Genomic DNA, 26,801 nt, shown 5'->3' with positions numbered 1-26,801 from the left:
CAATTGTGATGATCCTTTAGAACTATATTATACTAAATTTTCCTACACAGGAATAAAAGTTTTCGATTCGCCCGCCATGAATGATAAGATAAACATAAAACCAACAATTGGAGATGAAGGAAACATGAAGAACAAACTGATTGAACGTCTCATTTCTTATGCGAAAGTGGATACGCAGTCAAATGAAAACAGTCAGACGACGCCTTCCACTCCAGGGCAGCTGACGCTTGCCAATATGCTTGTCGAAGAGCTGAAAGAGATCGGCATGAAGGACGTCACAATCGATGAAAACGGCTATGTGATGGCGACGCTTCCTTCGAATACGGAAAAAGAGGTGCCGACGATCGGCTTCCTGGCTCATGTGGATACAGCAACAGATTTTACCGGAAAGAACGTCAATCCGCAGGTTATCGAACAATACGACGGAAAGGACATTGTGCTGAATGAATCCCTCAATGTCGTCTTATCGCCCAAGGAATTTCCCGAGCTTGCAAATTACGCGGGACATACGTTGATCACAACCGACGGAACGACTTTGCTCGGTGCTGACAATAAAGCGGGAATCTCTGAAATCATGACGGCAATCGAATATTTAATTGCGCACCCCGAAATCAAACACGGGAAAATCAGAGTCGCTTTTACGCCTGATGAAGAGATCGGCAGAGGGCCGCACAAGTTTGACGTCGAGGCGTTCAACGCCGCATTCGCGTATACGGTTGACGGCGGGCCGCTCGGCGAACTGCAGTACGAAAACTTCAATGCCGCAGCCGCGAAAATCACTTGTAAAGGAACGAACGTCCATCCGGGCACAGCAAAAGGGAAAATGGTCAATGCCGCCAAAATTGCGATGCAGTTTCATGCCGGATTTCCGGAAAACGAAGCCCCTGAATTTACTGAAGGTTATGAAGGCTTCTATCATCTGCTTTCGATCAAGGGCGATGTCTCGGAAACCAATCTCTCCTATATCATCAGGGATTTTGACAGAGACCGATTTAACGAGAGAAAAGCCACCGTCCAAAAAATTGCAAACGACCTTAAAGCCAAATACGGCGAAAACAGCATCACAGTGGACATGAATGATCAATATTACAACATGAGGGAAAAGATCGAACCGGTCAAAGAGATTGTCGACATTGCCTATGAAGCGATGAAAAATCTGGACATCGAGCCGGTTGTGAAACCGATCCGCGGCGGTACAGACGGCTCCCAGCTCTCATACATGGGGCTTCCTTGTCCGAACATTTTCACAGGCGGGGAAAACTTTCACGGAAAATACGAGTATATTTCCGCCGACAATATGGTCAAAGCCGCGAATGTCATCGTGGAAATTGTGAAGTTGTTTGAAGAAAGAGCGTAATACGAAAAAAAGCGGAAAGCGGCTGCAAAACAGCCGCTTTTTTGCCAGATCATCCTTTATCTGCGCTTTGCCTAAATTAGAACATGTTGCAAGGCAATTTCTTTTTGGACTGGGATAAAGTCGATTAACGTCTCACCGATGCAAAAAATTCTGCTCATTTGGCTTCATCGCCTTTCCAAATATCTTTTAACGTCCAGTAAGTGAACTCTTCAACCCGTACATTGCCTTTCTCAGAAAACAGCTCAATCCCGGCTCTTCCTTCTTTGGGATATATGCGGCTGGTCATTGTCGCTTCACCATGGTTTGCAAATACTTCAATAGACGATCTGTCAAGAAACAGATGCAGGGTGAGCTTCTCCTCCGCTTCAAGCCGTACGTTTCTGACACCGTCCCGTGCTTTGCCGGACTTTGAACAGTCGAGCGTCAGCTTTTGATCAACCAAGCTGTACTGGATGATTGTCTCTTCCTGAGCAATCCCCCGAATCTTTAAGCCAACCGTTTCGGCACTGCAAATTGTCAAATCAAAAACGGCCACCACTTCAAGAAGCTTTTCGGCTGTCTTGATCAAATAGCTGCCGGAAATCGATTGATTGGCACATTCATGATGTTCCGATTCACGAAGTAATTGAGTCTCCTCGACGGGGTTCATTAAAATTTTGTGATCATCCTTCAACGTCAATTCACGCGGCAAAGTTAAAGCCCCGCACCATCCGTCCGCTTTCGTCGGCATCTCTGACTCCCACATATCCATCCAGCCAATCGCAATTCTGCGCCCTTTGTCATCCAACAAAGTTTGCACGGCATAAAAGTCATGGCCATGGTCCAATTCCTTAAATGAGCCGTGTACAAACTCATTCGTTTCTTCATCATAATCTCCAATCAAATAGCCTGTTTGATACAGATTTTGATATGAATCACCATCCGCCTCTATACCCTGAGGGGAAATCAGCAAAATGTGTTTGCCGTCTAATTCAAAGAAATCCGGACATTCCCACATAAAGCCGAGATTTCCGTCGCTTTGGGCGAGGACGCCTGCATATTCCCAATCTACAAAGTTAGGCGAGCGGTATAAAATGACCCTGCCGACATTTTCTTTTGAGGCGTTTCCGATCACCATATACCAGGTCTCACGATGCTTCCATACTTTCGGATCGCGAAAGTGGCGGGAGCTGTCTTCCGGCGGCTCTGCGATGACAGGGTTTTCTTTCAGTTTTTCAAAGACGATACCGTCTTTGCTGACTGCTATATTCTGATTTTGATAGAAAACGTCTTTCTCTTCATCTATCATATTATGCCCTGTATAGATTAAAGCGAGGTCGCCGTTATATTCGACTGCACTTCCTGAGAAGCAGCCGCTCTCATCAAATGCATCGCCAGGGGCTAAAGCGATCGGCAAGTGTTCCCAGTGAATGAGATCCCTGCTCTTCAAATGGCCCCAATGCATCGGCCCCCAATTCTCATCATACGGATGATGTTGATAAAAGACATGATACTCCCCTTTATATTGAATAAGTCCATTTGGATCATTTATCCAGTTTGCCCGAGGCATCATGTGATAGCCCATTCGATATCGGTGATTCACTTTTTTCCCGGCTTTCTTCAATGCTTCTTCTGCCTGCTGAATTCTATTCATCTGTGACATCCTTTCTATATATGCTTTCTTTGTAGACTTTGAACAAATTCAACGTCTTTCTTTGAGTCTATTAAGGTGAAAATCGAAATCATGGTGAAACAAAGAACCATTGTTCCCATGATGAGATAAGTGTGGCGAAATCCGATGCTGTCGTATAAACCTCCCGCAAGCGGCGAAAAAATCGACGTGCCTACCTGGGATGCGAATTGAAAGCCGACAAGATAAAGTACGGATGAAAGACGATTATCAAAATTAGTCGCCAAATATTTAAACACCGCAATCAGCATAATCGGCAACTCTAAAGCATGAATGAGTTTCATCGCTGAAATTCCGACCGGTCCGCTGACAAGTCCGGAGCCGATAATACGGAAAGCCATTAACAGCCCCGCTAAAATCAAACTTTTTTTAGGACCAAGCTTATTGACGATGAAAGGCGCAAGAAACATCATGCCCGCTTCAATGAATACTTGGAATGAGTTAAGGTATCCAAATATTTGGTTCCCCAAGGCCTGAGTCGGAAATAAGGAAGCGTAGTAAAGCGGAAACTGCTGGTCATAGACGCCGTATACGCAAGTTACGCCGATCACGTACAACATCAAAAACCAGAAATCTTTTAAGAGAAAAAGACCTCCCACGTCTTTTAATCCGACCGAGTCTGCTCTTTCCTTTTCATCATCTGTCATCTCAATTTTTACGGAAACAATAATGGCCACCAATATGACTGCTGAAACAGACGCAACCCAGAAGTTGATATTCGGGTCGATATTGAACAGCTGACCTGCAAAAAATGTCGCCGCAGCCCAGCCGAGGGACCCCCACATCCTTGCTCTTCCATATTCAAATTGATATTTGCGGCTGACCTTTTCAATAAAAGTTTCAATCGCACCGATTCCGGCGAGAAAAGCAGTTCCCAAATACAATCCGCCGACGATAGCCCCAAGAAAGACATTGTATTGCAAAAGCGGTCCGTAGACGAAAATATAAAAGGGACCCGTCAATACGAGAAGCAAACTGATCATAAACAATATGTTTTTCTTCAGCCCGAGCTTATCAGAGATAAAACCGTACAAAGGCTGCATGCACAAAGTAAAGATAGCGTTTACAGAAAAGATAATGCCCGTCGCGGACCCGTTCAAATTGATTTCTTGCCCTAACCAAATCGCAAATAAAGAATAGCTGGAAGACCAAGTAAAAAAGAAAAAGAAAAAATAAGCGCTTAGTTTCCAATACAGACTGTTTGAGCTTTTCATTTTCATTTGCTCCTTTAACCCGATTTGGATGTATCTATTTGATGCCTGTCCCTGAACCGCCCAGGCCATCTAAAATGTAGCGTTGGGCGACAATGTAGATCAGAATCAGCGGAATCGTGGAAATCGTCAGGACAGCCATTACCTGGTTCGTATAAACCGGCTCGGTGCTGTTGATGGCTGTAATCGCCACCTGGATCGGAAATTTCGACTTATCCGTCAAAACCATCAGCGGCCAAATATAGTCATTCCAGCTGCCGATAAAAGCCAATGTCCCCACCGTAGCAACAGCCGGTTTGGACATCGGCAGCATCACCCGCCAGAAAATCTGCCATGTATTGGCTCCGTCCAGCTTGGCCGACTCAATCATCTCCCCCGGGATCGCCATGAAAAAGTTTCGGAACAAATAAATATTGAAAGCCCCGGCAAGCGCCGGCAAAATCACGGCAAGGCGCGTATCAACAAGTCCGAGCTTATGAACAATTGTAAACTGCGAGATTAAAATCGTTTCCATCGGCACGATTAAAAGCGCAAGCAATATGGCAAACAGCACTTTTTTACCTGTGAACTGCAGCTTGGCGAATGCAAAACCCGCCATACCGTTGATGATGACCGCCCCCGCTGCCACACACAAACCGTAAAACAGACTGTTACCGATATACATGAGTAAATCAAACCGTGACAGCACTTCCCTGTAGGATTGAAACCATTCCGACGGATGAAAAGACGGGAGAAACGCTTTTATGCTGCTGATATTGTTGTAAATATCGGCTTCCGGTTTCATCGATGAAGCGACCATCCAAATCAGCGGAAATATAAACAGAACCGCCAGCAAAACAAGGCATATATATTCCAGTATCGTCAAAGGTCCGAATTTCCTTCTCATCCGCCTTCATCCTCCTTCACCAACTTGCGCTGCGCAAGCGTCACCAATCCAATCATCGTGCCAAACAAGAGCGCAATTGAACTTGCATAGCCGACCATCCGATCGGTAAATCCCGTTTGATAAATATAATAGACAACTGTCATCGTTGAATTGACAGGTCCCCCCTGGGTCATGACCATTGGCTGCACGAGGAGCTTAAACGCACTGATCAGCGTCGTAATAAAGATAAAAACCGACGTCGGTTTCAACAAAGGCAATGTAATATAAATAAACCGCTGCCATTTATTCATACCATCCAATTGCGCCGCCTCGTAGACATCTCCGGGAATATTTTGCAGGCCCGCTAAAAAAATCAGCATCTGAAACCCGGCTCCCTGCCAGACTGAAACGAAAACAATTGTAAAGATCGCCTGATCAGGACTTGTCAAAAACGGCTGTGGCGGTAATCCGACATGCGTCAGTACGTTATTGATCATTCCTTCATTCGGATTCAGCAAGTACAGCCACAAAACGGAGATGACAACAAGCGACATGACGACGGGGCTAAAGTATGCGACTTTGAAAAACGTGTTGGCCTTGCGCTTTTTATTCAACAGAAGGGCCAGCCCGAGAGCGGCCCCAATCTGTAACGGAATTACAAGGACAACAAATTTCAATGTGTTGCTCAAACTTTTTAAGAAAATAGGGTCTTTGAACAATTTGATAAAGTTGTCAAATCCGACAAACTTGCGCAGGTCAGGTGTTAACAAATAATAATCTGTAAATGCGTAGTAAACCGCCATAATCGAAGGAATCACGAGAAACACTGACAAAATCAGCAAGGCCGGACCTAAAAATGTATAGGCCAGCATATTGTCCCGCCACCCTATTTTATCGGCAGGGGTTTTTTTCAGCGGAAAGGCCGTCCTTGCTTCTTTCAACGGAATTTTATTCATGGCTCCACCTTCTAGTTTGCCTTATCGATGGCTGATTGCATTTCTTTTGCACGCGTATCCAGCACCGATTGAATATCCTGATGCTGATCAAAGAAACTGATGTCATCGATCGCTTGCTGAAATGCGCGTGTGACCTGTGGATATGCCGGTGTCACCGGTCGTGCATGCCCCGTTTCTTTCAGCTGCTGCAAGAAGACATTCATTTCATCTGAGAATTCTTTTGCCAGCACTTTCTCTGATGAATAGCGCACAGGCAGCGCGGCGATCGAACGGCTCAATTCCAGGTTGGATTCCTTGTTTGTCATCCAATCGACCAATTTTGCCGCCCACTCCTTGTTTTCAGACGTCTGTGTCATGGCAAACTGCCAGCTTCCTGAAGGAGACACAAGCTTTTTTGTTTTTGGCGAAACAGGATACGGCATCACACCATAATCGACATTAGGAAAATTTGTTTTCATATCGGTTACCGTCCAGACACCGCTCATTTTCATCGGATATTTTTCCGTTTCAAACGCCTGCTTAACCGGAGTCCGGGTCGTGTAAGCCTCTTTCAGCATTGTTTGAATAAATGTCATCGCTTCAACGGTCGGTTTGTCGTTAAAAACACCCTCCGCTTTCTTGCCATCTTTTGAAAGGACATCGCCGCCGGCCGACCAAACAAATGGCAAAAGCGCATACGTCAGCATTTCGTCTTTTGACTGCAACTGCATATCGATTGCCGGTTTGTCATATTTATTTTTCAGCTTTTTGCAAAGCTCAAGAAATTCGTCCCACGTCCATGGATTCTCAACCGTTGGCAGCGTTTTCAAGTCAACACCGGCATCCTTCAGCATTTTTTTGTTATAGTAAATACCGACCGATGATTCGCTGACGCCGATCGCATACAGTTTCCCTTGGTAGGTTCCCTGTTGCTTAATGCTTGGCAATAAATCATCCTGGTCTTTGATATACTCATCCAATGGCGCAATTACGCCCGATTTCGCATAAGCCGCCGTATTCGGTCCGTCCAAAGTGATCACATCAGGCAGGGTGTTCGTTGTCAGCGCCGCGTTCACTTTGTCTTCATATCCGCCACCGTTTCCGCTTCTGGGGATGAAATCAATTTTGGCCTCGACGTTTTCAGAGGCATACTTTTTATTAAAAGCGTCCACCCGCTTTTGATAGACCTTTCCTTCTTCACTATCATCAGATACGTGCACCCATACCGTAAGCGTTTTCCCATCTTGGCTATTTGCACTTTTGCTATTGCTGCAGCCCCACATTGCAAACATCAGCAACAACGAAAAAATTCCGAAGAGCCACCTTTTCATCTTTGTCACTTCCCCCCATTTTTCATAAATTAACAAATAAAAGCGCTTTCAAGTGAATTGTATGTCAACCGGTTTCATATGTCAACCGGTTGACATATCTTTTTCCCATTCATTCATCCCGGTACATTTCTCAGAATCATGGCATTTTCTTGCACATATCGGCCCGATTCTCTAAAATAAGTGCGTGACGAGAATTGTAAGCCATTTCAGTAAAAAAGCAGGGGGAAAAGGGAATGAAGCCTAGCATTCACGACGTTGCAAAAAAAGCGGGAGTTTCACCCACAACCGTATCCCGGGTATTAAATAACCGCGGCTATATTAGTGAAAAAACAAAAGAAAAAGTCTATAAAGCGATGGAAGACATCAATTACTTTCCAAACGATTTGGCCCGCTCTTTATTTCGTAAACGAACCCATTTAATAGGGCTCATCATCCCGAACTCCAGCAACCCGTTTTTCGGCGAACTGGCCTTTCATATTGAGAGCATCTGCGCTGCCATGGGCTACAAACTGCTGCTTTGCAACAGCTTGAACCGTAAAGACAAAGAAGAAAAATACTTGGAAATGCTGATGCGAAATCAAGTGGACGGCGTCATCGCCGTGACTTACAACAGGGGAATTTTAAATTATCATCAGCAAAACCTGCCGATTGTCGCCATCGACCATTACTTATCGGAAACGATTCCCGTCATCGGCTCCGACAACTATGACGGAGGAAAAAAAGCGACGGAACTGTTAATTGCAAAAGGCTGCCGGCACATCATCCATATCAACGGACCAATTGAGCTGAAAACACCGGCAAATCTTAGAAGAAAAGCATATGAAGATGTGATGCGACAACACGGGAGACAGCCGATTACATATGAAGTTCCCTTTCATCAAAATTACCGGGAAATCATCTCAGAACTGTTTGATGAACAGCCTGCAGCTGACGGCATTTTCGCCAGTGATGACCTCATGGCCGCTACAGTCATCACCGAAGCAAAAAAACGCAAAAAAGACATTCCCGGGCAATTAAAGGTGATCGGCTACGACGGAACGGAAGCGGTTCAGTCTATCCTCCCGGAATTGACAACCATCCAGCAGCCGATCGAACTCATTTCCAAGACGGCCATCGAGATTTTGTCCAAAGCCATTGAAGGCGAATTCGATGACTTGCCGCTGGAAACCTATTTGCCCGTACAGCTTTTAGAAGGAGAGACGACTTAAATTAATGGCACAAAAAAAGGAGACATTGACGTCTCCTTTTTCCATATATCTATTCAATTAAAAAAAGATAAAATTTACATTACTAACCTAAAATTTAACTTATTTTTCTAGACAAATCCACCTCCACATGATAAATTTAAAGACAAGTTTTCAAAAAATTCTAATTTTGGTACGGAGGTGCCTTTCATTGAGCGTAAGCCACTTTTTTCCTGAAACTGTTGTTGCTCTTGTAAAAGACATGTTAACCAAAACCGATGGTTCAACAACCAAAGCGATTGAAACGCTGATCGGCGGCAAAGCCGAAATCGAAGTTTTTCAGCAAAATAATATTGATTATGACAAGCTGTCACCTGAAGAAGCGAGGCTGTTTCAACGCGATGATGACATCTTGTTTAGAACCTCCTCTTTGAAATCAGGCGCTGATTATTTATCTTATAATTATGTCTATGTCAAAACAAACTTACTGCCGCCCGCCATCAAACAAGATTTGCAGGAAGAAAGGCTTCCCATCGGGAAAATCATTGCAGAACTGGAGTCAAGGCGTGAAATTTTCAGCACGGGCGACTGCCTGGGAAAACATTTCACACACCTTGTACCTGTTGCGGCAGACCGGACATATGCTTTTAAAAAATATCAGATCATCAGCGGCCGGCAGTGCATGTTCTATGTCTGCGAGCTGTTCGATTTAGAAAAAATCTGCGAACTGACGCCGGGCTGACTCATGCCCGTCAGCTGCCGCTTTATGAAAGGGCTTCCAAAACCTCCCCAATCCTTCTTCCCTCAAAACAAAAACCCCTGCGAAATAGGGGCTGTTATTTATTGATACACCGTTTTCGGAACGGCAACGACCGGATTTCCGGCAGCATAAGGGGCTACATCGTATTGCTGGAAGACGATCGCAATGCCGTCTTTTGTGTAATAAAAAGCCGTGTTTTTACCAAGGACGATGTCTTTCTTCTTCACATCCGGGAAGAAAATGTCGCTGTGTTTTTGAATATAGTTGTAAATATATGTTTTTGTCTTATCCATTTTCGATTTTGTATTTAGGATGTCTGATAAATACACCCGTTTTTTAGAGGCAAGGTCATAGTTGAAAGAGCGGACTGCCGTATTTCCGTGCGCTCCGCCGGAGTAGACATAATTACTTGTCAGGATGCTCAGCTTTTGGCTAGTCCGGTATTTCACTTCAAAGGACGTTTGGTAATCGGTTTGGTATCCGTGCTGTTGACCGTCTTTCTTGTTTTTTACATAATCTTTGTAAGACTGCTCAATATAACGTTTAAAATCTTTGTTGATCTTATTTTGGAGAGATTTGGTGCTTACATTTGCAACCTGCGGGTATTTCAAAGCCTTAACGTTTTTGTAAGTATGGCTCGTGACCGTCGGCTTTTTTTCATTTGCCGCGTGTGCAGAAGGAAGTGCGGCCGCACTGTACAGCGCAAAAAACAATACCCCTGTCATCAACATACCTAACGCTTTAAACACTGTTTTTTTGTTCATAAGAACCCTCCTTAATCTTTCATTGTTTATCATACCCACTTTGAAATCAGGTACACATGATAGACCGGTGAACCCGATAAAAAGTTTCAGTTTTTGGAAAATATTCTAATTCAACCTGATTGTCAAACGCCATGGAACGGGTTATGCTGTTCTCAGATAAAAACGGAAAGGGTGGCGATCCATGAACGATGCGATTCAAATGTATTTTAGAGATTTGGAGTCAGACGATCGACAGCTCCAATATGAAGCATATCAACACATCCTGTCCTTAACCGAAAATGAAGTCGATTGGGCTTATGAGGTATGGGATCAATTAATAGAAGACCTTGATGATAAAGACAATCATAAAAGATCGAGAGCAGCGCAATTTCTCTCTCATTTAGCCATCAGCGACCCGGAAAACAGAATGCTGAACGATTTTTCTGCATTGTGGAAAGTGACATATGATAAGAAGTTCGTCACCGCAAGACACAGCCTTCAGTCAATTTGGAGAGTCGGTTTGGCAGGGGATCAACAGCGGAAAATGGTCGTCAAGCACCTCGTTGATCGTTTTAACGGCTGTCTTGACGAAAAAAATTACACGCTGATTCGATTTGATATTATCCAAAGCCTTAGACACTTATACGATGCCTTGCATGATGACGATATCAAAAGCACTGCCGCGGGTTTAATCGCAGAAGAAGAAAATGAAAAATATCAAAAAAAGTACAAAACCGTCTGGAAAAATACTTGAATAAATTAAAAATGCTCTTTTATTAACCATTGACATTTTTATAAAAAGTATTAATATTAAAATTATTAAAAAAATCGCATAAAAAGGTTTTCCTTATCAAGAGTGGTGGAGGGACTGGCCCTGTGAAACCCGGCAACCGCTGTCTATGACAGAATGGTGCTAAATCCTTAAGAGCATGTTCGTGCTCTTGAAGATAAGGAGGAGATTGAATATATCAAGCTCTTCCTTATCGGGAAGGGCTTTTTTATGTCTATAAAGAAAGAGGGATGAAGCATGACACAATCAACAGATGTACTGAAGCAAACGCCTGGAAGAAAAATCGGACCGTACAGAGCTGATCAGGTGGGAAGCCTTTTAAGGCCTGCGCCCGTAAAAAAAGCGCGTATTCAAAAAGCGAACGGTGAAATTAGCGCTGAACAACTGCGCGAAGTCGAAAACGAAGAGATCAAGCGCATTGTGGAAAAGCAAAAAGAAATTGGACTTAAAGCCGTTACTGACGGGGAATTCCGCAGGTCATGGTGGCATTTTGATTTTCTCGAAGACCTTGATGGTGTCGAAGGATACACAGCGGACAAGGGCATTCAATTTCATAATGTTGAAACAAAGCCGCGCGGCATCAAAGTAACAAGCAAAGTCGATTTTACAAACCATCCGATGCTGGAAGATTATCAATTTCTTCATGATATTGCGGGCACACATACGCCGAAAATGACGATTCCGAGCCCGAATATGCTATTTTTCAGAGGAAAACTTGGAGAAAGCCCGTACGAGGATCTGGATGAGTTCCATCACGATGTCGCGCAGGCTTACAAAAAAGCGATCCGCGCATTTTACGACGCCGGCTGCCGCTATTTGCAGCTGGATGATACGGCCTGGTCGGTATTTTTCTCAGACAAAGGACATGAGCAGATCAAAGCCTTTGGCCGCCAGCCTGATGAACTGCGCCAGTCTTTCGCCAACACGATTAATGAAGCAGTTGAAGGACGCCCGGACGATTTGACGGTCACCATGCACATCTGCCGCGGCAACTTCCAGTCAACATGGGTGGCGGAAGGCGGCTACGATGCGGCGGCAGAAACGATTTTCGACGGACTCAATTTAGACGGACTTTTCCTTGAATTTGATGACGAGCGCTCCGGCGGCTTCGAACCGCTTCGCTATGTCAAACGGAAAGACTTGCAAATCGTCCTCGGTCTCATCACATCCAAATTCGGTGAGCTTGAAAACCCGGATGCCATTAAGCGGCGTATCGAAGAGGCGGCTCGCTACGTCGACCTGAACCAGTTGTGCCTAAGCCCGCAGTGCGGCTTTGCCTCCACAGAAGAAGGCAACCTCCTGACGGAAGAACAGCAATGGGAAAAACTGCGCCATGTCGTCGAGATCGCTGAAGACGTATGGAAATAACATCTCATATTTGAGACATGCCTAATGACGGCATGTCTCTTTTTTTTGCCCCTCTATACAATTTAAAATTCCTTCTTGATTTGTTCATAGTTTGATCATATTTGGCTTCTATAATGCTCTTTAGTGAGGTGATCGAACAATGATTAAGAAAAGGAAAATCGATATATTCCTGGTCTTCATTCTTGTATTATCTGCAGCATTAAACTTGTACGGCATCTGGAATAGTGACACAGACAACGCCTACTATACGGCGGCCGTCGAAAGTATGACCCAAAGCTTTCATAACTTCTTTTACGCATCATTTGATCCGGCAGGCTTTGTAACAATTGATAAACCGCCTGTCGCACTCTGGATTCAGACACTTTTTGCACTTGTGTTCGGCGTGCACGGCTGGAGCGTCGTTCTCCCTGAAGCCATTGCCGAAGTGATTTCCGTAGCACTCTTGTACTTTATTGTAAAACCTACTTTTGGCAAAACGGCGGCCAGAATTTCAGCTCTTATTATGGCGTGTACGCCGATTGCCGTTGCCGTCAGCCATACAAACAACGTCGATAGCATTCTCGTCCTTTGCTTGATGACTGCAACCTGGATGTTGTTTAAAGCAGTCCACAAAGGAAAAATCGGCTGGCTGCTCGGCGCATTCTGTATGGTCGGCGTCGGCTTTAACGTCAAAATGCTGCAAGCTTACATGGTATTACCGGCATTCCTGCTGTTTTACATGATGGCAGCAAAAACGACGATTCGCAAAAAAGTTGTGTCTCTAATCACAGCCGTGATTGTTCTGGCGGGTGTTTCCGTTTCCTGGGCGGTCGTCGTTGACAGCCAGCCGGAGAGTTCGCGCCCTTATATCGGAAGCAGCCAGACCAACTCTGTCCTTGAGCTGGCGTTTGGCTACAACGGCATCCAGCGTCTCACAGGCCAAAACGGTGCAGGCGGGGGCGGAACCTCCTCAGCTGATCAAGATCAAAAGAACAAGCAGCAGGAAATGCCGCAGCAGCAAAGCGGCGATACTGAAAACAACTCAGACTCGGCAAATGGACAAATGGCTCCGCCAAACGGGGGCGAGATGCCTTCAGGCGGACCGGACGGCCAGCAGGGTGATGTCCAAAGCGGCGGCGGAGGTCCCGGTGGCGGCACGAGCGGCATGTTTGGCACAGGAAACCCTGGTCCTCTCAGACTATTCCAATCTGAGCTTTCCGGACAGGCAAGCTGGCTGATCCCGTTTGTACTCTTCGGCATCATCGGTTTGCTGATCACGGGCCTTCGCGGGCAACGAAAATTCAATGAAACAACGACTGAAACGATTTTCTGGATGATGTGGCTTCTGCCGGTCGCTGCATTCTTCAGTATCGCAGGATTCTTCCATCATTACTATCTGATTATGCTGGCAGCTCCAATCGCCGCTTTGTCAGGTGCAGGCTGGACGGCGCTCGTTCGCCTTTATCAGGAAGAAAGCGGCTGGAAAAAACAGCTTCTGCCGATCGGAATTTTGCTGACAACCGCATTTGAATTGTATATTTTGAGTCCTTATCTCAGCGAAATCGGGATTATCTGGAGCATATTGATCGGCGCTTTCGGCATTGTCACAAGCTGCCTTCTCATCTTTTTCAAAAAAGGAAAGTCATTCAGCTACTATGTAGCACTTGCAGCGCTGCTCGGCATGCTGATCGGACCTTTCTATTGGACGACAGCAACGCTCGCTGACGGTGTAAACGGCATGATTCCGCAGGCCGGACCTAAATCCGCACAATCATTTGGCGGCGGAGGCGGAGGGAAGATGCAGAATAACAACGGCAGCGGACCTCCCGGATTCGGCAGCCAAGACGGTCAAACAGACAGTGATCAAAACAACAATAACGGACCTGGCTTCGGTCCTGGTTCAAACAGCAATGATTCTTCAGCTGATACCGGTTCCGGCCAAAACAGCCAAAATCAGAACGGCGAAGGCGCAAGCAGCCGTCAACAAGGCGGACCAAGCGGGGGCGGCAGCCCTGGAAGCGGCGAATCAGTCGATGAAGAACTGTTAAGCTACCTTGAAAAGAACAACACTGGTGAAAAATATTTATTTGCAGTCTCCAGCGCAACATCTGCTCAATCTTACATCATCAAAACAGGCAAAGCTGTGATGGCGATGGGCGGATTCTCTGGAAGCGATCCGATTTTGACGGTTGAAAAACTTGAGAAGCTCGTCAAAAACGGTGAAGTCAAGTACTTCATGATCGGCGACGGCCGAGGTCAAGACAATTCAGAAATCACCAACTGGATTAAAGAAAACGGAAAAGAAATTTCAAAAAGCGAATACAGCAGCTCTTCTTCAGATAACGATTCCCAGTCAGGCGGACCTGGCGGAAATCAGACGCTTTATAAAGTGGAGCTTGATTGATGAAAGGAAAGGTGATGAATATGCAGAGACAAGTCACATTTTCAATCGTAGTCCCTGTCTACAACGAAGCGGAAGTGCTTCAAAGCACCTATGACCGATTAAAAACCGTCATGGACTCGACAGGCGATCCCTATGAACTGATTTTTGTAAACGACGGTTCAAGCGATGACAGCATTCACATGCTGAAGTCGCTTGCTCAGTCAGACCCGGCAGTAAAATGCATCAATTTCTCAAGAAACTTCGGTCATCAGATCGCCATTACGGCCGGTACCGACTATGCTGCCGGCGAAGCGATCGTTGTGATCGACGCCGATCTGCAGGATCCTCCCGAATTGATTTTGGAAATGGCGGAAAAATGGCGCCAAGGCTTTGACGTTGTATACGCCGTCCGCACAAAGCGCGAAGGAGAAACATTTTTCAAAAAGCAAACGGCCGCCATGTTCTACCGCATTTTAAGAAAACTCACAGACGTTGATATCCCGGTGGATACGGGAGACTTCCGGCTCATGGACCGGAAGGTGGTCAATGAAATGAACAAGCTGAAAGAAAAAAACCCGTTCGTCCGCGGCCTTGTCAGCTGGCTCGGATTCAAGCAGACCGCCGTCTATTACGAGCGCCACGAACGGCTTGCAGGGGAAACGAAGTACCCGCTCAAAAAAATGCTGAAGCTTTCGCTCGACGGCATCACTTCTTTTTCCTTTCAGCCGCTGAAACTGGCAAGCTACTCAGGAATCGCGCTGTCAGCGGTCGGCTTTATATACGCCTTCATCGTCGTCTGCATGAAGCTGTTTACGACAAGCACCATTACCGGATGGTCTTCGATGATCATTTTGCAATGCTTGTTCAGCGGCTTTATCCTGATCATTCTCGGAGCGATCGGCGAATACATCGGCCGCATTTATGACGAAGTGAAAGACAGGCCGCTATATATCATTGACGGCAAATACGGATTTGAAGAACAGCGGCGGGCGGCAGCTCCGCAGCGCCATATCATGTAGAACGAGAGATCCAAAAGGAGGGATTCCGATGAGCATACTAGTTGTCGGGGGAGCCGGTTATATCGGTTCCCACGCCGTTTACACGTTAATTGAGAAAAAAGAAAAAGTCGTCGTTGTGGATTCCCTGGCGACGGGACACGCAGAAGCCGTTCACCCCGAATCTGCGTTTTATAAAGGGGATATTCGCGACCGGCATTTTCTCAAGCAAGTATTTGAAAACGAGGACATTGAAGCCGTCATGCATTTCGCAGCATCACCTATTCCATCACAGTCGAATCGCGTTTTTTCTTCTTTCAACGAAAACATGACAGGCATGGAAACCCTGCTTGGCGTGATGAAAGAATACGATGTCAGCCGGATCGTTTTCGCGTCAAGCGCAGCCGTCTACGGCAGTCCAGACCTGCCTGTCACGGAAGAAACCGAACCTGAGCCCGTTCACCCGCACGGCAAGGTCAAACGGATGATGGAGAAAATGCTGATGGAAGCGGAAAAAGCGTACGGCCTGAAATATGTGATCCTCCGCTCCTTCAATGCGTGCGGCGCCCACCCATCCGCCATCATCGGCGAAGACCGGGGGAGCGAAACACATCTCATTTCAAATGTTCTGCGAACCGCTCTCGGACACCTTCCTTTTGTTCACATAGATCACCCTGAAAACGGAACAGGCTTCCACGATTATGTTCACGTTCAGGATTTGGCAGAAGCACACGTGCTCTCCATCAGTCACATGCGGAAAGGCAAGGATAGCCGAATCTACAATCTCAGCTATGGCGAAAGCTACTCCGCTGAACAAATCATCCTTGCCGCCCAATATGTCACAGGCATTCCTCTCATCGCCGCAAAGCTGACAGAAACGGACATCGATTCACAAGCAACATTTGCCGCTTCTTCTTCCAAGGCCAGAAAAGAACTAGGCTGGACCCCGAAGCACAACAGCCTGATCGCAATCATCCGCGACGCCTGGAACTGGCACTCGGCGAATCCGAATGGGTATGCGGCGGAGAAGGTGAAGCAAGGGTGAAAAATGAACCGCACCCCCTATCGTTAGATAGTGTCTAACTATGGAGGTGCGGTTTTTTCTAATGATAAATGGATACTGTAAATCTAATCGACTACCCAATCATCCTAATAATCTATCAAGTAAGCAGTCGGGTGTTTTTTGTCCTGCAAATCAATCAGCATATCAATATATCCCGAGCCATACCAGATGAAATCATATGAAAATTGGATGGCCACATAATTTTTATTAAAATATTTAATTTCAGCCGAATTCACTTTTTTCACTTTCAAACCTGCTCCATCAAAAGCCTTTTCAAAATCCAAATTAAATTGCACTTCATCCTTATAATTTCTTTTCAGATAATTTTCCACAGTTTGAATGCGCTGGACACCTTCAGACATGATATCCTTGTCTTCAGCCCCATTGAGATATACATATTTTCCGTCTTCACTTAAATAATCATCCTCTCTGATTTTTCTGACTAGGTTTGTCTTTTTTTCGAAAATGTATTTATCAAATAAGTGTAGATATGTTCCATCCTCCGTCACCTTTGGAAAAACAGACAGGTAATCATTTAGTTTTCCTGACTCGATTGTTGCAGGCACTTCATCTTTATTGACAATCTGGTATTTTAAAAGATTTTGTTTTAAAAATATATAATATGTCTTCGTATCTCCATCGCCTGTATAATCCTTTACTCCGATCAGCATGTTTTTTTTATCAATAGCATAAAGATAGAGATAAATATCTTCAGAATCAGCTGTTGCTTTTATGGGCAGCTTTATCTTTTTTTCGCCTAACTCAGTTTGCACTTGCAGCATATTTGTATGATCTAACCGCAACTTGGGCAGCTGACGTCCTATTATATAGCGAATGGACCCTTTGGCATCCAAAAACCTGCTATTGTTTATGTGAGAGTAAAACATTTGATCAGATGAAAAAAGTACGGCATATGAATCCTGAAGCTCTTTATCTGTATATTGATAATAACGAAGCCCATCTTTACCACCGCGCATAACCGTATACTTATGATTTTCATGTCTTAACGTCGCATCGCCCGCTAATCCACTTTCAATTCTCATATACTCTTTAAATGCCGGACTGTCTTCTTTTGGATATCCTTTTTGATATGTGAATGCATCATCGTCTTTTCCGCAGTTGGTAAACACCAGCAAGCATATTATGAAAATGCCTAAGTATATAAACCATCTTTTTTTCATTGAGTATTTCTATCCTTTATGTTCCTTTTTATTTGAATTCCAAAAATGACAGAAGGCTTATCCCACTTTTGTGGCCTACCTTTGTCAAATAAGAAAAGGACTGAATAAAAACTCTTCAGTCCCTCTATGATTCAATTCCTAAATCAACTAAATAAGCGGTTGGCTGTTGTTTGTTTTTTTGTAAATCGACTAGTACATTAACAGAACCCGCTGTCCCAATTGGCTTCCCGTGATATGAAATATACAAAACTACATAATCTTTATTAAAATATTGGATATTAGCTATCCTTGCATCGCCCGCGTTAAAATCCATCTCTTTTGCAATTTTTTTGAAGTCAAACTTAAATTGAGCTTCATATTTGTCATTTCCTTTTAAATAATTATCCACGGTTTGTATCTGTTGAATACCATCAGGCATTACATTTGTTTCTTTTTCTTTAGCTCCGTTAATATAAACATATTTACCGTCTTTGCTTAAATAATCATCTTTTTTAATATCAATTAATTGATTGGTCCTTTTATCTAAAATCATATCATCAAAAAATAAGAGCGAATATCTTCCTGAATTGTCTACCTTGGTAAATAAATCATAGTAATCTTTTAACTTTCCTGTTGATAATGTGTTTTGCAGTTTTTCTTTAGTGATAACTGTCGACTCAATATTTGTTAATTCTTGCGTTATGAAAAGTCCTATTGTGCTATTAATACGATCTTTCATACTAAAATCTTGAATAACTACGGAAAAGCTTTTAGAATTCACTGCATATAAATTAATCTCTAATTCATCGGATTTCTTTACTCCATAGTTTTTCAAAAGCTGCGGCAAATCCAATGTTTTTTTATTTTTCTTTGTTTTCACTTCCAGTTGATTGTTCGACAACATTTTAATAGCAGGTAGATGATATTTTTCTTTGTCTTGTATAGGATGGTGCAACAACTTTTGTAAGCGTTCTATTTGGTACAAATTATTTAAAATCATTTTAGGTTTTTTTGCAGTAAACAAGGGCTTATAATATTCTTTTAACTGATCCTGAGTATATTGAAAGTACCGAATTGCTTGTCCTTGGTGATTGACTGTTGAAAATAAAGTAACATCATTCACTTCTATGATTTTTTGATCTGTACTGCCAGTAAGGTAGGATTTCATAAACTCAGTTAATCCACGGCTATCCTCCTTAGGAAAGCCTTTTTTATACGTTATCTCCTGATTTTGATCTTTTCCGCAGCCGGTGATTACCAGCAAGAGCACTATTAATGCGCTTAAATTTATAAACCTTTTTCTTATCATTGAACTGCTCCTATTCTGCTTCTTTTTTGTTAACTTCTTCAATTAAGTTAACAAAATCAGAGTCCTCAGTTTCATAAATATGCCCCGGTTTGGTGACACCGGAACCTTTTACTTCAAACTCCGGCTTTTCATCAATGAGATCGCCTAAAACATCCCCGTGTTGACTTTCGACTGAAACAATATCATCACTGTTTATTTTATGTTTCCCGCTTGCGGTATAGTAAGGGGAAAAACTCACAGTATCCTCTGTTCTGTATCCCGCAGCAGCGGTGATGTCCATTTTCTGAAGCTTTTGATAGACCTCAGGATTGGCGGATTTTAAATGATTAATGTCTTCAGTCATCGCCTCGCTGTCCATATCTGTATAAGCATTGCTGTAGTCTTTTCCATCATCATTATTTCTGTTATCTTCTTTAAAATCTAAATATTCACTCGTATCAGTAGTATGTCTTTTAGCAAGAGGACTGTCTGCGAGCCAACGTGCTCTATTAGCGCCGATAGCTAAGAGATTTTTATCATATGGGGTTCCGATTGTTGTGATGCTTCGGACATGATCAGGGTAATCCATCGCAAATTGCAGCGATCTTCTCCCGCCATAGCTGTGGCCGAACATATCGATCTTTGTCTCCTCATTCATCAGCCCCATCTCATTTAGCTTTTCTGCTAAGTCGTCACTTGTTGCTTGGCGATGTTCATTCATATGCTCTGTTTCGTAAACAATATGCAATCTTCCTGCTTTTACTTTGTATTGTTTTGAATCCTTTAACTTTTTCAATCCTTCTACTCTCTTAATTACTTTTTCGCCGTTTATTATTTCAACGATATAGTATTCTCTTGTTTTATCACTATTTATACGTATTATAATATCACCGTCTTTTGCTGCTTTTCTAACACTTTTATTAAATCCATCCCCATCATCCTCAATCCCATGCACATAAACAGAAACATTCTTATAATCCGAAAAATCACCTTTCACATGATTAACTGAATTATACAAGATTGAGATGTCTGTCAAGGCTTCGCGCATTGGGGCGCGGTGGGTGCGGGCGACATTGCTGAAATCTTGTTCAACCTGATCAAGGCCATTTTTTAGATTCTCGTATTGGCTAATTAAAAGAACGACGTCACTCGTAATATTGTTGCGTTTTCTTAAGTCTTCCGGTGAGGGGTCTTCCATAGACTCAAACTTGCGCCTGGCATTCTCCTGACAATCTTTTAAATCTTTTATCCAATCGTTGATTTCCGATTTGATATCAGCCACATTAAAATCCATTACGTTTTTTGATACAAAGTTCGGAAGTTCTTTATTTTCTATCGAAACCCATATTTTATTAAAAGCTTCAAGCAAACGGCTGGATTGAGCGTGCTGCAGTATTCGATTTGCTCTGCTTTCATGGCTTTTGATCATGTTTGTGATTTCTGGCTCTCTATTATAATATGCCATAACTCTGTTTCCCTTCCATCATTTCACTCTTTGCAGTTGTTGTGAGATTACGTTATCGACGCGCTTTAATTCCTTAATGATGTTTTTGGCGTTTGCGGAAAGTTCTTTGACTCTTTTTTTAAGTTCCGTCATGATCGATTTGATGTGCGACTTTGCTTCAGACCAGACGTCATCGAATTTTTCCCACGGAAATTCTGTTTCATACATCATTTCTCTGAGCATTGTGTCAAAATGGTGCAAAACTTCATCAAGTGTGGATAAATTTGATTCAAACTTTCCGGTTGCCTGGTGTAACGATTCACCGTTTACTTTTATTTCACTTTGGACTCTTTCAGCCGAAAATGTATGGTTTCTTTCCGATCTTGACTGCGGCTGAACATTGGCCGGTTTGTCGGATTCGTCCGTCAGTTCGACCGCTTTTGCAAAACACCGGACACTGTCTGCAAAATATAATAAACAGCTGCTCGCTTTACTGAAAAAGTTGATGTTGTCGCTCATTTTTTTCTGCAGCGCTGCGGCGGCTTTTCCGCTGTGCCGGTCTAATTCTTCACGAAAAAACACCATATTCTCAAATACATGGCTAAAGGCGTTTTCCAGCTGACTGATGGTCCCCGCTGCCTTATGTGAAAGTTCTTTGTTGAAGCGAAAATGTCCCATCGTCATTGCTCCTTATTTTCGTTTTTTCCTGCTTCAGCTTCTGTTAGCAACTCATCAAGCTGCAATTCTTTTTGATCCACATATCCGTAATGGTACACAACTTCTATATCTTGTTTATTAAATAACACTAGCTGCTCTTTCGGGTCGGTAAATCCGTTTGGATAGTCGACAGCTGCATAATCTCTGATGACATGGTTTGTCTCAGAAAACATTTGCCGCCCAATGATAAGCAGACGTCTTGAATCATGATGTAAGCCGACAACACTGCCGACAGGAAGATAGTTCTTTTTTAACAGCATAATTGATTATCCCTCTTTTTCTCTGAAATTGGACATATATACAAGTTGTAAAAACATAGGAAAATCATAGCAAAAAGGCATCATTTCATTCAACGAACTAAAGTACCGTGAAATTTTACCTATTTAAATCAAAGACTTTTGATTTAATGTTCGCTCTTTACGTAAGGTTCGTCGGTGTCATTAGTATGTTACAGTGAGGCCTTAGCACTGAAGTGTTCCATCATACTTACGGGAACTTTCAGATAAAGTTTCACAAAAAAACCGCCATAATAGGCGGCATCATGAAGATATAAAGCGTAATCGCTTACGATTTTCCTCTAATAAAAAGAATCTAGTCATCTTCCATTTTTTACATGTTTTTCTGTGCATCTCTCAATATGCAACCTTCTTAGAAGTGACTTCATTTGAAAAATTATTGTGAAAATATATTTTTAGCTTGAATTTTGCACAATCTCGAGATAAAATACAGTCAAAATAATAGAAGATCACTTCTTGTATATAATCAGTAATAGGGTCTGATTGTTTCTACCTGGCAACCGTAAATCGCCAGACTACAAGGAAGTTTGAATAGATTTGATCATGTAAAAAGTGTATTGCGCAAACAATATATCTATTTTTCATTTGCTCTTATTTTTCATGCTTTCTTTATCGGAACCCATGAAAAGTAAGAGCTTTTTTATTTTCAAAAAACATTCGGGAGTTGGCATCATGTATTTTCTCATTAACATTTTAGGCATTTTTATTGTCATGTCCGTGATTTATTTTTGTTCCCCGCGAAAGAAAAGCATAAAATGGAGGCCGATTCTCTCCCTTTTCATCGTTGAGCTTTTGGTGACGTGGTTTATGCTTGGGACAAAAATCGGCGGATGGGCCATCAACCTGATCGCCTCTTTCTTTTCGTGGCTGATCGCTTGTGCAAGCGACGGTATCGCGTTTGCCTTTCCGTCCGTGATGGGCAATGAAACCGTTGACTTTTTCTTCAGCGCCTTGCTGCCGATTATCTTCGTCGTGACATTTTTTGATATACTGGCTTATTTCGGAATTTTAACATGGATGATTGATAAGATCGGCTGGGTGATTTCGAAAGTGTCACGCCTTCCTAAATTAGAAAGTTTCTTTTCGATTCAAATGATGTTTCTGGGCAATACTGAAGCTCTCGCTGTCATCCGCGGGCAATTGGCCGTATTAAAGGACAACCGCTTGCTGACGTTCGGCATCATGAGCATGAGCAGTATCAGCGGATCGATTCTCGGGTCCTATTTAACAATGGTTCCTGCGACATACGTATTTACAGCGATTCCGTTGAACTGCTTAAATGCGTTGATCTTGGCCAGCATTTTAAACCCGGTGGAAGTCGATAAGGATGAAGACATCATTTACGTACCGCCAAAAGAAGAGAAAAAGGACTTTTTCTCAACGATTTCAAACAGCATGATGGTCGGAATGAACATGGTCATCGTCATTCTCGCCATGGTCATCGGATATGTCGCTTTAACCTCATGTTTGAACGGAATTTTAGGGTTGATCATGGACGGTTTGACGATTCAAAAAATCTTTTCTTACATCTTCAGTCCGTTCGCATTCCTGCTTGGACTGGCGCCGAGTGACGCGATGTATGTCGCGCAGCTGATGGGCATGAAACTCGCCACGAATGAATTCGTCGCGATGATGGATTTAAAAACGCAGCTGGACGCGATTTCACCCCATACAGCCGCCGTGGCCACAACATTTTTGACGTCGTTTGCCAACTTCAGTACGATCGGGATGATCTATGGAACGTATAATTCCTTATTTAACGGGGAAAAATCGGCGATTATCGGAAGAAATGTGTGGAAGCTCCTTGTCAGCGGAATAGCGGTGTCGCTGTTGAGCGCGGGGATTGTCGGGTTGTTTGTGTGGTAACCGAATTTTTAATCAATCATCTCTTAACTTGCCATTCACGTGGCAAGTTTTTTTGTTGTTTTTTGTAAAGTCTACTTTACGTAAAGTGAACTTTACTATATAATTGGGTAAAAATACAAAACTCTAATAAGGAGGAGATGTCATGGCTTTGCGAAAAACCTATTACATTATTGGAGGATTGTTTGTCTTTATATTTCTTGCAAAAATGATCTTCGGCTTAGCTGCTGGTTCAATATCTTTAATGGAACTTTTAATGTTTGGCACATTAGCTTTTTTAAGTTTTGCCGGAGGATACCTCTACCCGCAATTCAAACAAAAGGATGAAAGATCTCAACACATCAGACAAAAAGGAATGCAGTATTCCATGATTGCTTTATCCGTGTACCTTCTCGTGCTCATCATCGGAATGCAAATGGGCTTTATCACATTAGCGGGAGTTGATGTGATTCGAATATTGGTTTCATTACAGATTATCACGGTATTTTCATCATGGATTATTCTATCTAGGAAGTTTTAAACTGTTTTTATTCATTATTTGAAAAAGCACCCTTGAAACAGGGTGCTTAGAAATCTCTTCACTATTAAACTTGTCGATCCCAATGCCGGTGCCCGCCGATCGCTTCGACCAGCTTTTTGCCGAAGTCGTCTTTGTTCTTATCATCGCGAGAGGTGATAATGCCCGGCTGTGCAGCCGCATGGGATCCGGCGGCGGACAGCAGGAGGTCGATCCCTTTGCCTGCGGCTCCGATCGCTTTATAATGTCCGAATGCTTCATTGATAAAATCCGATGCGGCTTTATGCAATTGCAGGCGTTCAATGCTTTCTTGGCCGCCCGGAATATAAACGGCATCGTACAGCACGGAATCGACCGTCTGCAAAGTGTTTCCGACTTCTATTTCTGTGCCGCTGGTCCCTTTGATCACACCGAGTGCCGAGCTGACAATGTCCGGCATGATGTCGGCTTTTTTGAACTCTTTCAACACCCGGCTGAGGTCCTCATCATCAAAACCTTGTTCTGCTAAAATGGCGACGGTCCTCGTCTGCGGTCGTTTCACCGTGTTCTCCTGGCTTAGTGCAGGGGATTTGAACGTCACGTTGGAGCCTTCGTCTTTTTCAGGGGGTTCTACACCTACACCGGCAGCGATTTGCTTGGCAAGCTCCCCGTCAACCCTGTTAAACATATGAACGACTTGGCGGCGGACGTCCTTGCTTTTGACCTTTCCGACTTCAAAGCGGAACGCCGAAATGATATGTTCTTTTTCAACGGGAGACATGCTGTTCCAAAACAGCTTTGCCTGCGAATAGTGATCATTAAAGCTTTCGCTGCGCTGGCGGATTTTTTTGCCCTCGACTTTTTCCTCGTAGTGCACATATCCGCCTTCTTCTTCTGAAGCAGGCGCCGGATCGTTGTTTTGCAGCGAATTTTTATGATAAGCGACAGGCCCTTTATTAATCGTCATCCTGTGATAGCCGTCATATTGGTTGTTATGGAACGGACAGACCGGCCGGTTGATCGGAATTTCGTGAAAGTTCGGACCTCCCAATCGGATCAGCTGTGTGTCCGTATAGGAAAAGAGCCGGCCCTGCAAAAGCGGATCGTTTGTGAAATCGATGCCCGGGACAACATGGCCCGGATGGAAAGCGGCCTGTTCCGTTTCGGCAAAAACGTTATCCTGGTTTCGATTCAGCGTCATTTTGCCGATGATTTTGACAGGGACGATTTCTTCCGGCCAAAGCTTTGTCGGATCAAGGATATCGAAGTCAAACTTGAACTCGTCTTCTTCGTCAATCATTTGCACGCCGAGCTCATACTCCACTTCATCGCCTCTTTCGATCGCTTCCCACAGATCGCGGCGGTGATAGTCGGGATCTTTTCCGGCGATTGTCTGCGCTTCGTCCCAGACGAGCGAATGGACGCCGAGGACAGGCTTCCAGTGAAATTTAACAAAGCGCGCCTTGCCTTCTTCATTTACAAACCTGAACGTATGAACACCGAAGCCTTCCATCATCCTGTAGCTTCGCGGAATCGCCCTGTCTGACATCGCCCACATGATCATGTGAGCCGTTTCTTCGTTGTTGGCGACAAAGTCCCAAAACGTATCGTGCGCCGTAGAAGCCTGCGGCATTTCGTTATTCGGTTCCGGCTTAAAGGAATGCACAAGGTCAGGGAACTTTATGGCATCCTGAATGAAGAAAACAGGGATGTTGTTGCCGACGAGGTCGTAGTTCCCTTCTTCTGTATAAAACTTTGTCGCGAATCCTCTGACATCGCGGACGGTATCACCCGATCCCCTGGAACCGGCTACAGTCGAGAACCTGACAAACACCGGTGTTTTCACTGACGGATCTTGAAGAAACTTTGCTTTCGTATACTCCGTCATCGGCTCATAAACCTGGAAATAGCCATGCGCGCCAAAACCCCTCGCATGGACGACCCGCTCCGGAATCCGTTCATGGTCGAAATGGGTCATTTTTTCACGGAAATGAAAGTCCTCCATCAGCGTCGGACCGCGCACGCCTGCTTTTAAGGAGTGTTCGTCTTCAGATACGCGCAAACCCTGGTTCGTCGTCATTTTTTTGCCCCGGTTGTCAGACCGGTACTGTTCAAGTTGCTGATCCTTGCTGTGCTCATTGACGTTGCGGCGGCCATCATTTTTATTCACTTGTCATCCCTCCCCATTCTTATTCCCTATGTAGTTGATCTGGATTGCTATTTTATGATTTACCCTGTCTGTCAGCGAGTTAAACGCAACGCTCGTTAAGGGGAAATGTGTTTTTTAATAAATTCAAAGTTTGGACAAGAAAACGAATTAAACCGATTTTAAAGGTACACATATTTCACAATACGGGTTGCTCACCATATCACCCATGTATTTTTCCATCATTGGTCTGTTGTCCAGTTGAAATTCATTATTTTGCAGAGATGAAAAAATTTCAGAATATGCTTTTTGAATATCTTCTGCTGTATGTTTAACATCGTAAATCATGTATTTTCCGCCGGAAATTTCCCCCTCAAAAACTGAATCATCGACTTGATAATCAAGCGGTATCACAATACAAGCATCAAATCTACACTGATCAGGAGGTGTTGTTTCCGGGTTATCCTGTGGAATCGCAAACAGAATGGCGGATTCAAGAAGATCTTTTTTCTTAGCCCATTTTTTTAACGCTTCCATTACCTCAATGTTGGCGGGGCCGTATGGACCAACTCGGCGCATATATGCAATGCGATAGTTTGGAAGTGTTTCGATTTTGAATTTCATAGGGTTTTTCTTCCTTTCCTGATTGTTGTTCGTTACGTTTCGAATGTAACATGCTTTAAAAATAAATACATTTATATTTTTAAAATTTTCTGTATATTTTAAAATGATCATTTTCACAACAAAAAAGAGGATAT

Annotated in this window: 23 protein-coding genes and 2 riboswitches; of the genes, 10 read left to right on the top strand and 13 right to left on the bottom strand. The window is 43.7% G+C overall.

Going from position 1 to position 26,801, the window contains the following annotated elements:
• Positions 1–124 precede the first annotated feature (124 nt).
• Complete coding sequence (gene pepT, locus MST20_RS08315; RefSeq protein WP_243941470.1) at positions 125–1,357, top strand: peptidase T; 1,233 nt, start codon at positions 125–127, stop codon at positions 1,355–1,357.
• 154 nt (positions 1,358–1,511) lie between these two features.
• Here the strand turns inward: pepT and MST20_RS08310 are convergent, their stop codons facing one another.
• The 5 genes from MST20_RS08310 to MST20_RS08290 are packed head-to-tail and all read right to left on the bottom strand — an operon-like array spanning position 1,512 to position 7,368.
• Positions 1,512–2,990 carry a glycoside hydrolase family 32 protein gene (locus MST20_RS08310; protein WP_243941468.1) on the bottom strand — a complete coding sequence of 493 codons (1,479 nt, stop codon included), beginning with the start codon at positions 2,988–2,990 and terminating at the stop codon, positions 1,512–1,514.
• 14 nt (positions 2,991–3,004) lie between these two features.
• Entirely contained in the window at positions 3,005–4,240 is a 1,236-nt protein-coding gene (locus tag MST20_RS08305) for an MFS transporter (RefSeq protein WP_243941466.1), read from the bottom strand.
• Between the two features lie 34 nt (positions 4,241–4,274).
• Positions 4,275–5,123: a carbohydrate ABC transporter permease gene (locus tag MST20_RS08300; protein ID WP_059230907.1), complete on the bottom strand. Its 849-nt coding sequence runs from the start codon at positions 5,121–5,123 to the stop codon at positions 4,275–4,277.
• Positions 5,120–6,058, bottom strand: coding sequence for a carbohydrate ABC transporter permease (locus tag MST20_RS08295; RefSeq protein ID WP_059230909.1), 939 nt, complete (start codon positions 6,056–6,058; stop codon positions 5,120–5,122). The genes MST20_RS08300 and MST20_RS08295 overlap by 4 nt, the downstream gene beginning before the upstream one ends.
• Positions 6,059–6,069: 11 nt before the next feature.
• Entirely contained in the window at positions 6,070–7,368 is a 1,299-nt protein-coding gene (locus MST20_RS08290; protein ID WP_243941464.1) for an ABC transporter substrate-binding protein, read from the bottom strand.
• Positions 7,369–7,601: 233 nt separating this feature from the next.
• Here MST20_RS08290 and MST20_RS08285 point away from each other — a divergent pair, with 233 nt between their 5' ends.
• Both MST20_RS08285 and MST20_RS08280 read left to right on the top strand, forming a co-directional pair.
• Positions 7,602–8,576 carry a LacI family DNA-binding transcriptional regulator gene (locus MST20_RS08285; protein WP_243941462.1) on the top strand — a complete coding sequence of 325 codons (975 nt, stop codon included), beginning with the start codon at positions 7,602–7,604 and terminating at the stop codon, positions 8,574–8,576.
• Between the two features lie 187 nt (positions 8,577–8,763).
• A complete protein-coding gene (locus MST20_RS08280) occupies positions 8,764–9,294 on the top strand; it encodes a chorismate--pyruvate lyase family protein (protein ID WP_243941461.1) in 531 nt (176 codons plus the stop codon).
• 98 nt (positions 9,295–9,392) lie between these two features.
• On the opposite strand, the gene MST20_RS08275 is transcribed toward MST20_RS08280, so the two are convergent.
• Positions 9,393–10,076 carry a DUF3298 and DUF4163 domain-containing protein gene (locus tag MST20_RS08275; RefSeq protein ID WP_243941459.1) on the bottom strand — a complete coding sequence of 228 codons (684 nt, stop codon included), beginning with the start codon at positions 10,074–10,076 and terminating at the stop codon, positions 9,393–9,395.
• Between the two features lie 181 nt (positions 10,077–10,257).
• On the opposite strand from MST20_RS08275, the gene MST20_RS08270 reads away from it, so the two are divergent.
• The 5 genes from MST20_RS08270 (at position 10,258) to galE (ending at position 16,615) form a co-directional block, all read left to right on the top strand.
• Complete coding sequence (locus MST20_RS08270; protein WP_243941458.1) at positions 10,258–10,809, top strand: hypothetical protein; 552 nt, start codon at positions 10,258–10,260, stop codon at positions 10,807–10,809.
• 90 nt (positions 10,810–10,899) lie between these two features.
• Positions 10,900–11,009, top strand: a riboswitch (SAM riboswitch).
• A gap of 73 nt (positions 11,010–11,082) precedes the next feature.
• Complete coding sequence (locus MST20_RS08265) at positions 11,083–12,213, top strand: 5-methyltetrahydropteroyltriglutamate--homocysteine S-methyltransferase (RefSeq protein WP_243941456.1); 1,131 nt, start codon at positions 11,083–11,085, stop codon at positions 12,211–12,213.
• A gap of 139 nt (positions 12,214–12,352) precedes the next feature.
• Complete coding sequence (locus tag MST20_RS08260; protein ID WP_243941454.1) at positions 12,353–14,596, top strand: glycosyltransferase family 39 protein; 2,244 nt, start codon at positions 12,353–12,355, stop codon at positions 14,594–14,596.
• Positions 14,596–15,594, top strand: a complete 999-nt coding sequence (locus tag MST20_RS08255) for a glycosyltransferase family 2 protein (protein WP_020453486.1) — start codon at positions 14,596–14,598, stop codon at positions 15,592–15,594. The genes MST20_RS08260 and MST20_RS08255 overlap by 1 nt, the downstream gene beginning before the upstream one ends.
• A 28-nt stretch (positions 15,595–15,622) precedes the next feature.
• Positions 15,623–16,615: a UDP-glucose 4-epimerase GalE gene (gene galE, locus MST20_RS08250; RefSeq protein ID WP_243941451.1), complete on the top strand. Its 993-nt coding sequence runs from the start codon at positions 15,623–15,625 to the stop codon at positions 16,613–16,615.
• Positions 16,616–16,719: 104 nt separating this feature from the next.
• Here the strand turns inward: galE and MST20_RS08245 are convergent, their stop codons facing one another.
• The 5 genes from MST20_RS08245 to MST20_RS08225 form a co-directional block, all read right to left on the bottom strand.
• A complete protein-coding gene (locus MST20_RS08245; protein ID WP_243941449.1) occupies positions 16,720–17,814 on the bottom strand; it encodes a hypothetical protein in 1,095 nt (364 codons plus the stop codon).
• 124 nt (positions 17,815–17,938) lie between these two features.
• Positions 17,939–19,102, bottom strand: coding sequence for a hypothetical protein (locus tag MST20_RS08240; RefSeq protein WP_243941447.1), 1,164 nt, complete (start codon positions 19,100–19,102; stop codon positions 17,939–17,941).
• A 10-nt stretch (positions 19,103–19,112) separates the two neighbouring features.
• On the bottom strand, positions 19,113–20,546 hold the full coding sequence (locus MST20_RS08235; protein ID WP_243941445.1) for an alpha/beta fold hydrolase: 1,434 nt from the start codon (positions 20,544–20,546) through the stop codon (positions 19,113–19,115).
• An 18-nt stretch (positions 20,547–20,564) separates the two neighbouring features.
• Positions 20,565–21,203 (bottom strand): hypothetical protein, encoded by a 639-nt coding sequence (locus MST20_RS08230; protein WP_243941443.1) that lies wholly within the window; start codon positions 21,201–21,203, stop codon positions 20,565–20,567.
• Between the two features lie 2 nt (positions 21,204–21,205).
• On the bottom strand, positions 21,206–21,502 hold the full coding sequence (locus tag MST20_RS08225; RefSeq protein ID WP_243941441.1) for a DUF4176 domain-containing protein: 297 nt from the start codon (positions 21,500–21,502) through the stop codon (positions 21,206–21,208).
• Positions 21,503–21,974: 472 nt separating this feature from the next.
• A riboswitch (purine riboswitch) is annotated at positions 21,975–22,076 on the top strand.
• Positions 22,077–22,210: 134 nt separating this feature from the next.
• Here MST20_RS08225 and MST20_RS08220 point away from each other — a divergent pair.
• Both MST20_RS08220 and MST20_RS08215 read left to right on the top strand, forming a co-directional pair.
• Positions 22,211–23,404 carry a nucleoside transporter C-terminal domain-containing protein gene (locus MST20_RS08220; RefSeq protein WP_243941440.1) on the top strand — a complete coding sequence of 398 codons (1,194 nt, stop codon included), beginning with the start codon at positions 22,211–22,213 and terminating at the stop codon, positions 23,402–23,404.
• A gap of 142 nt (positions 23,405–23,546) precedes the next feature.
• Positions 23,547–23,921: a hypothetical protein gene (locus MST20_RS08215; protein ID WP_243941438.1), complete on the top strand. Its 375-nt coding sequence runs from the start codon at positions 23,547–23,549 to the stop codon at positions 23,919–23,921.
• A 64-nt stretch (positions 23,922–23,985) separates the two neighbouring features.
• On the opposite strand, the gene MST20_RS08210 is transcribed toward MST20_RS08215, so the two are convergent.
• A complete protein-coding gene (locus MST20_RS08210; protein WP_243941436.1) occupies positions 23,986–26,067 on the bottom strand; it encodes a catalase in 2,082 nt (693 codons plus the stop codon).
• A gap of 147 nt (positions 26,068–26,214) precedes the next feature.
• Positions 26,215–26,667, bottom strand: coding sequence for an AraC family transcriptional regulator (locus tag MST20_RS08205; protein WP_243941434.1), 453 nt, complete (start codon positions 26,665–26,667; stop codon positions 26,215–26,217).
• Positions 26,668–26,801 lie beyond the last annotated feature (134 nt).

This window comes from Bacillus sp. B19-2, assembly GCF_022832475.1.
Taxonomy (GTDB): Bacteria; Bacillota; Bacilli; order Bacillales; family Bacillaceae; genus Bacillus; species Bacillus paralicheniformis.
The sequence above is the reverse complement of the archived record's forward strand: the minus strand, read 5'-3'. Positions and strand labels throughout refer to the sequence as shown.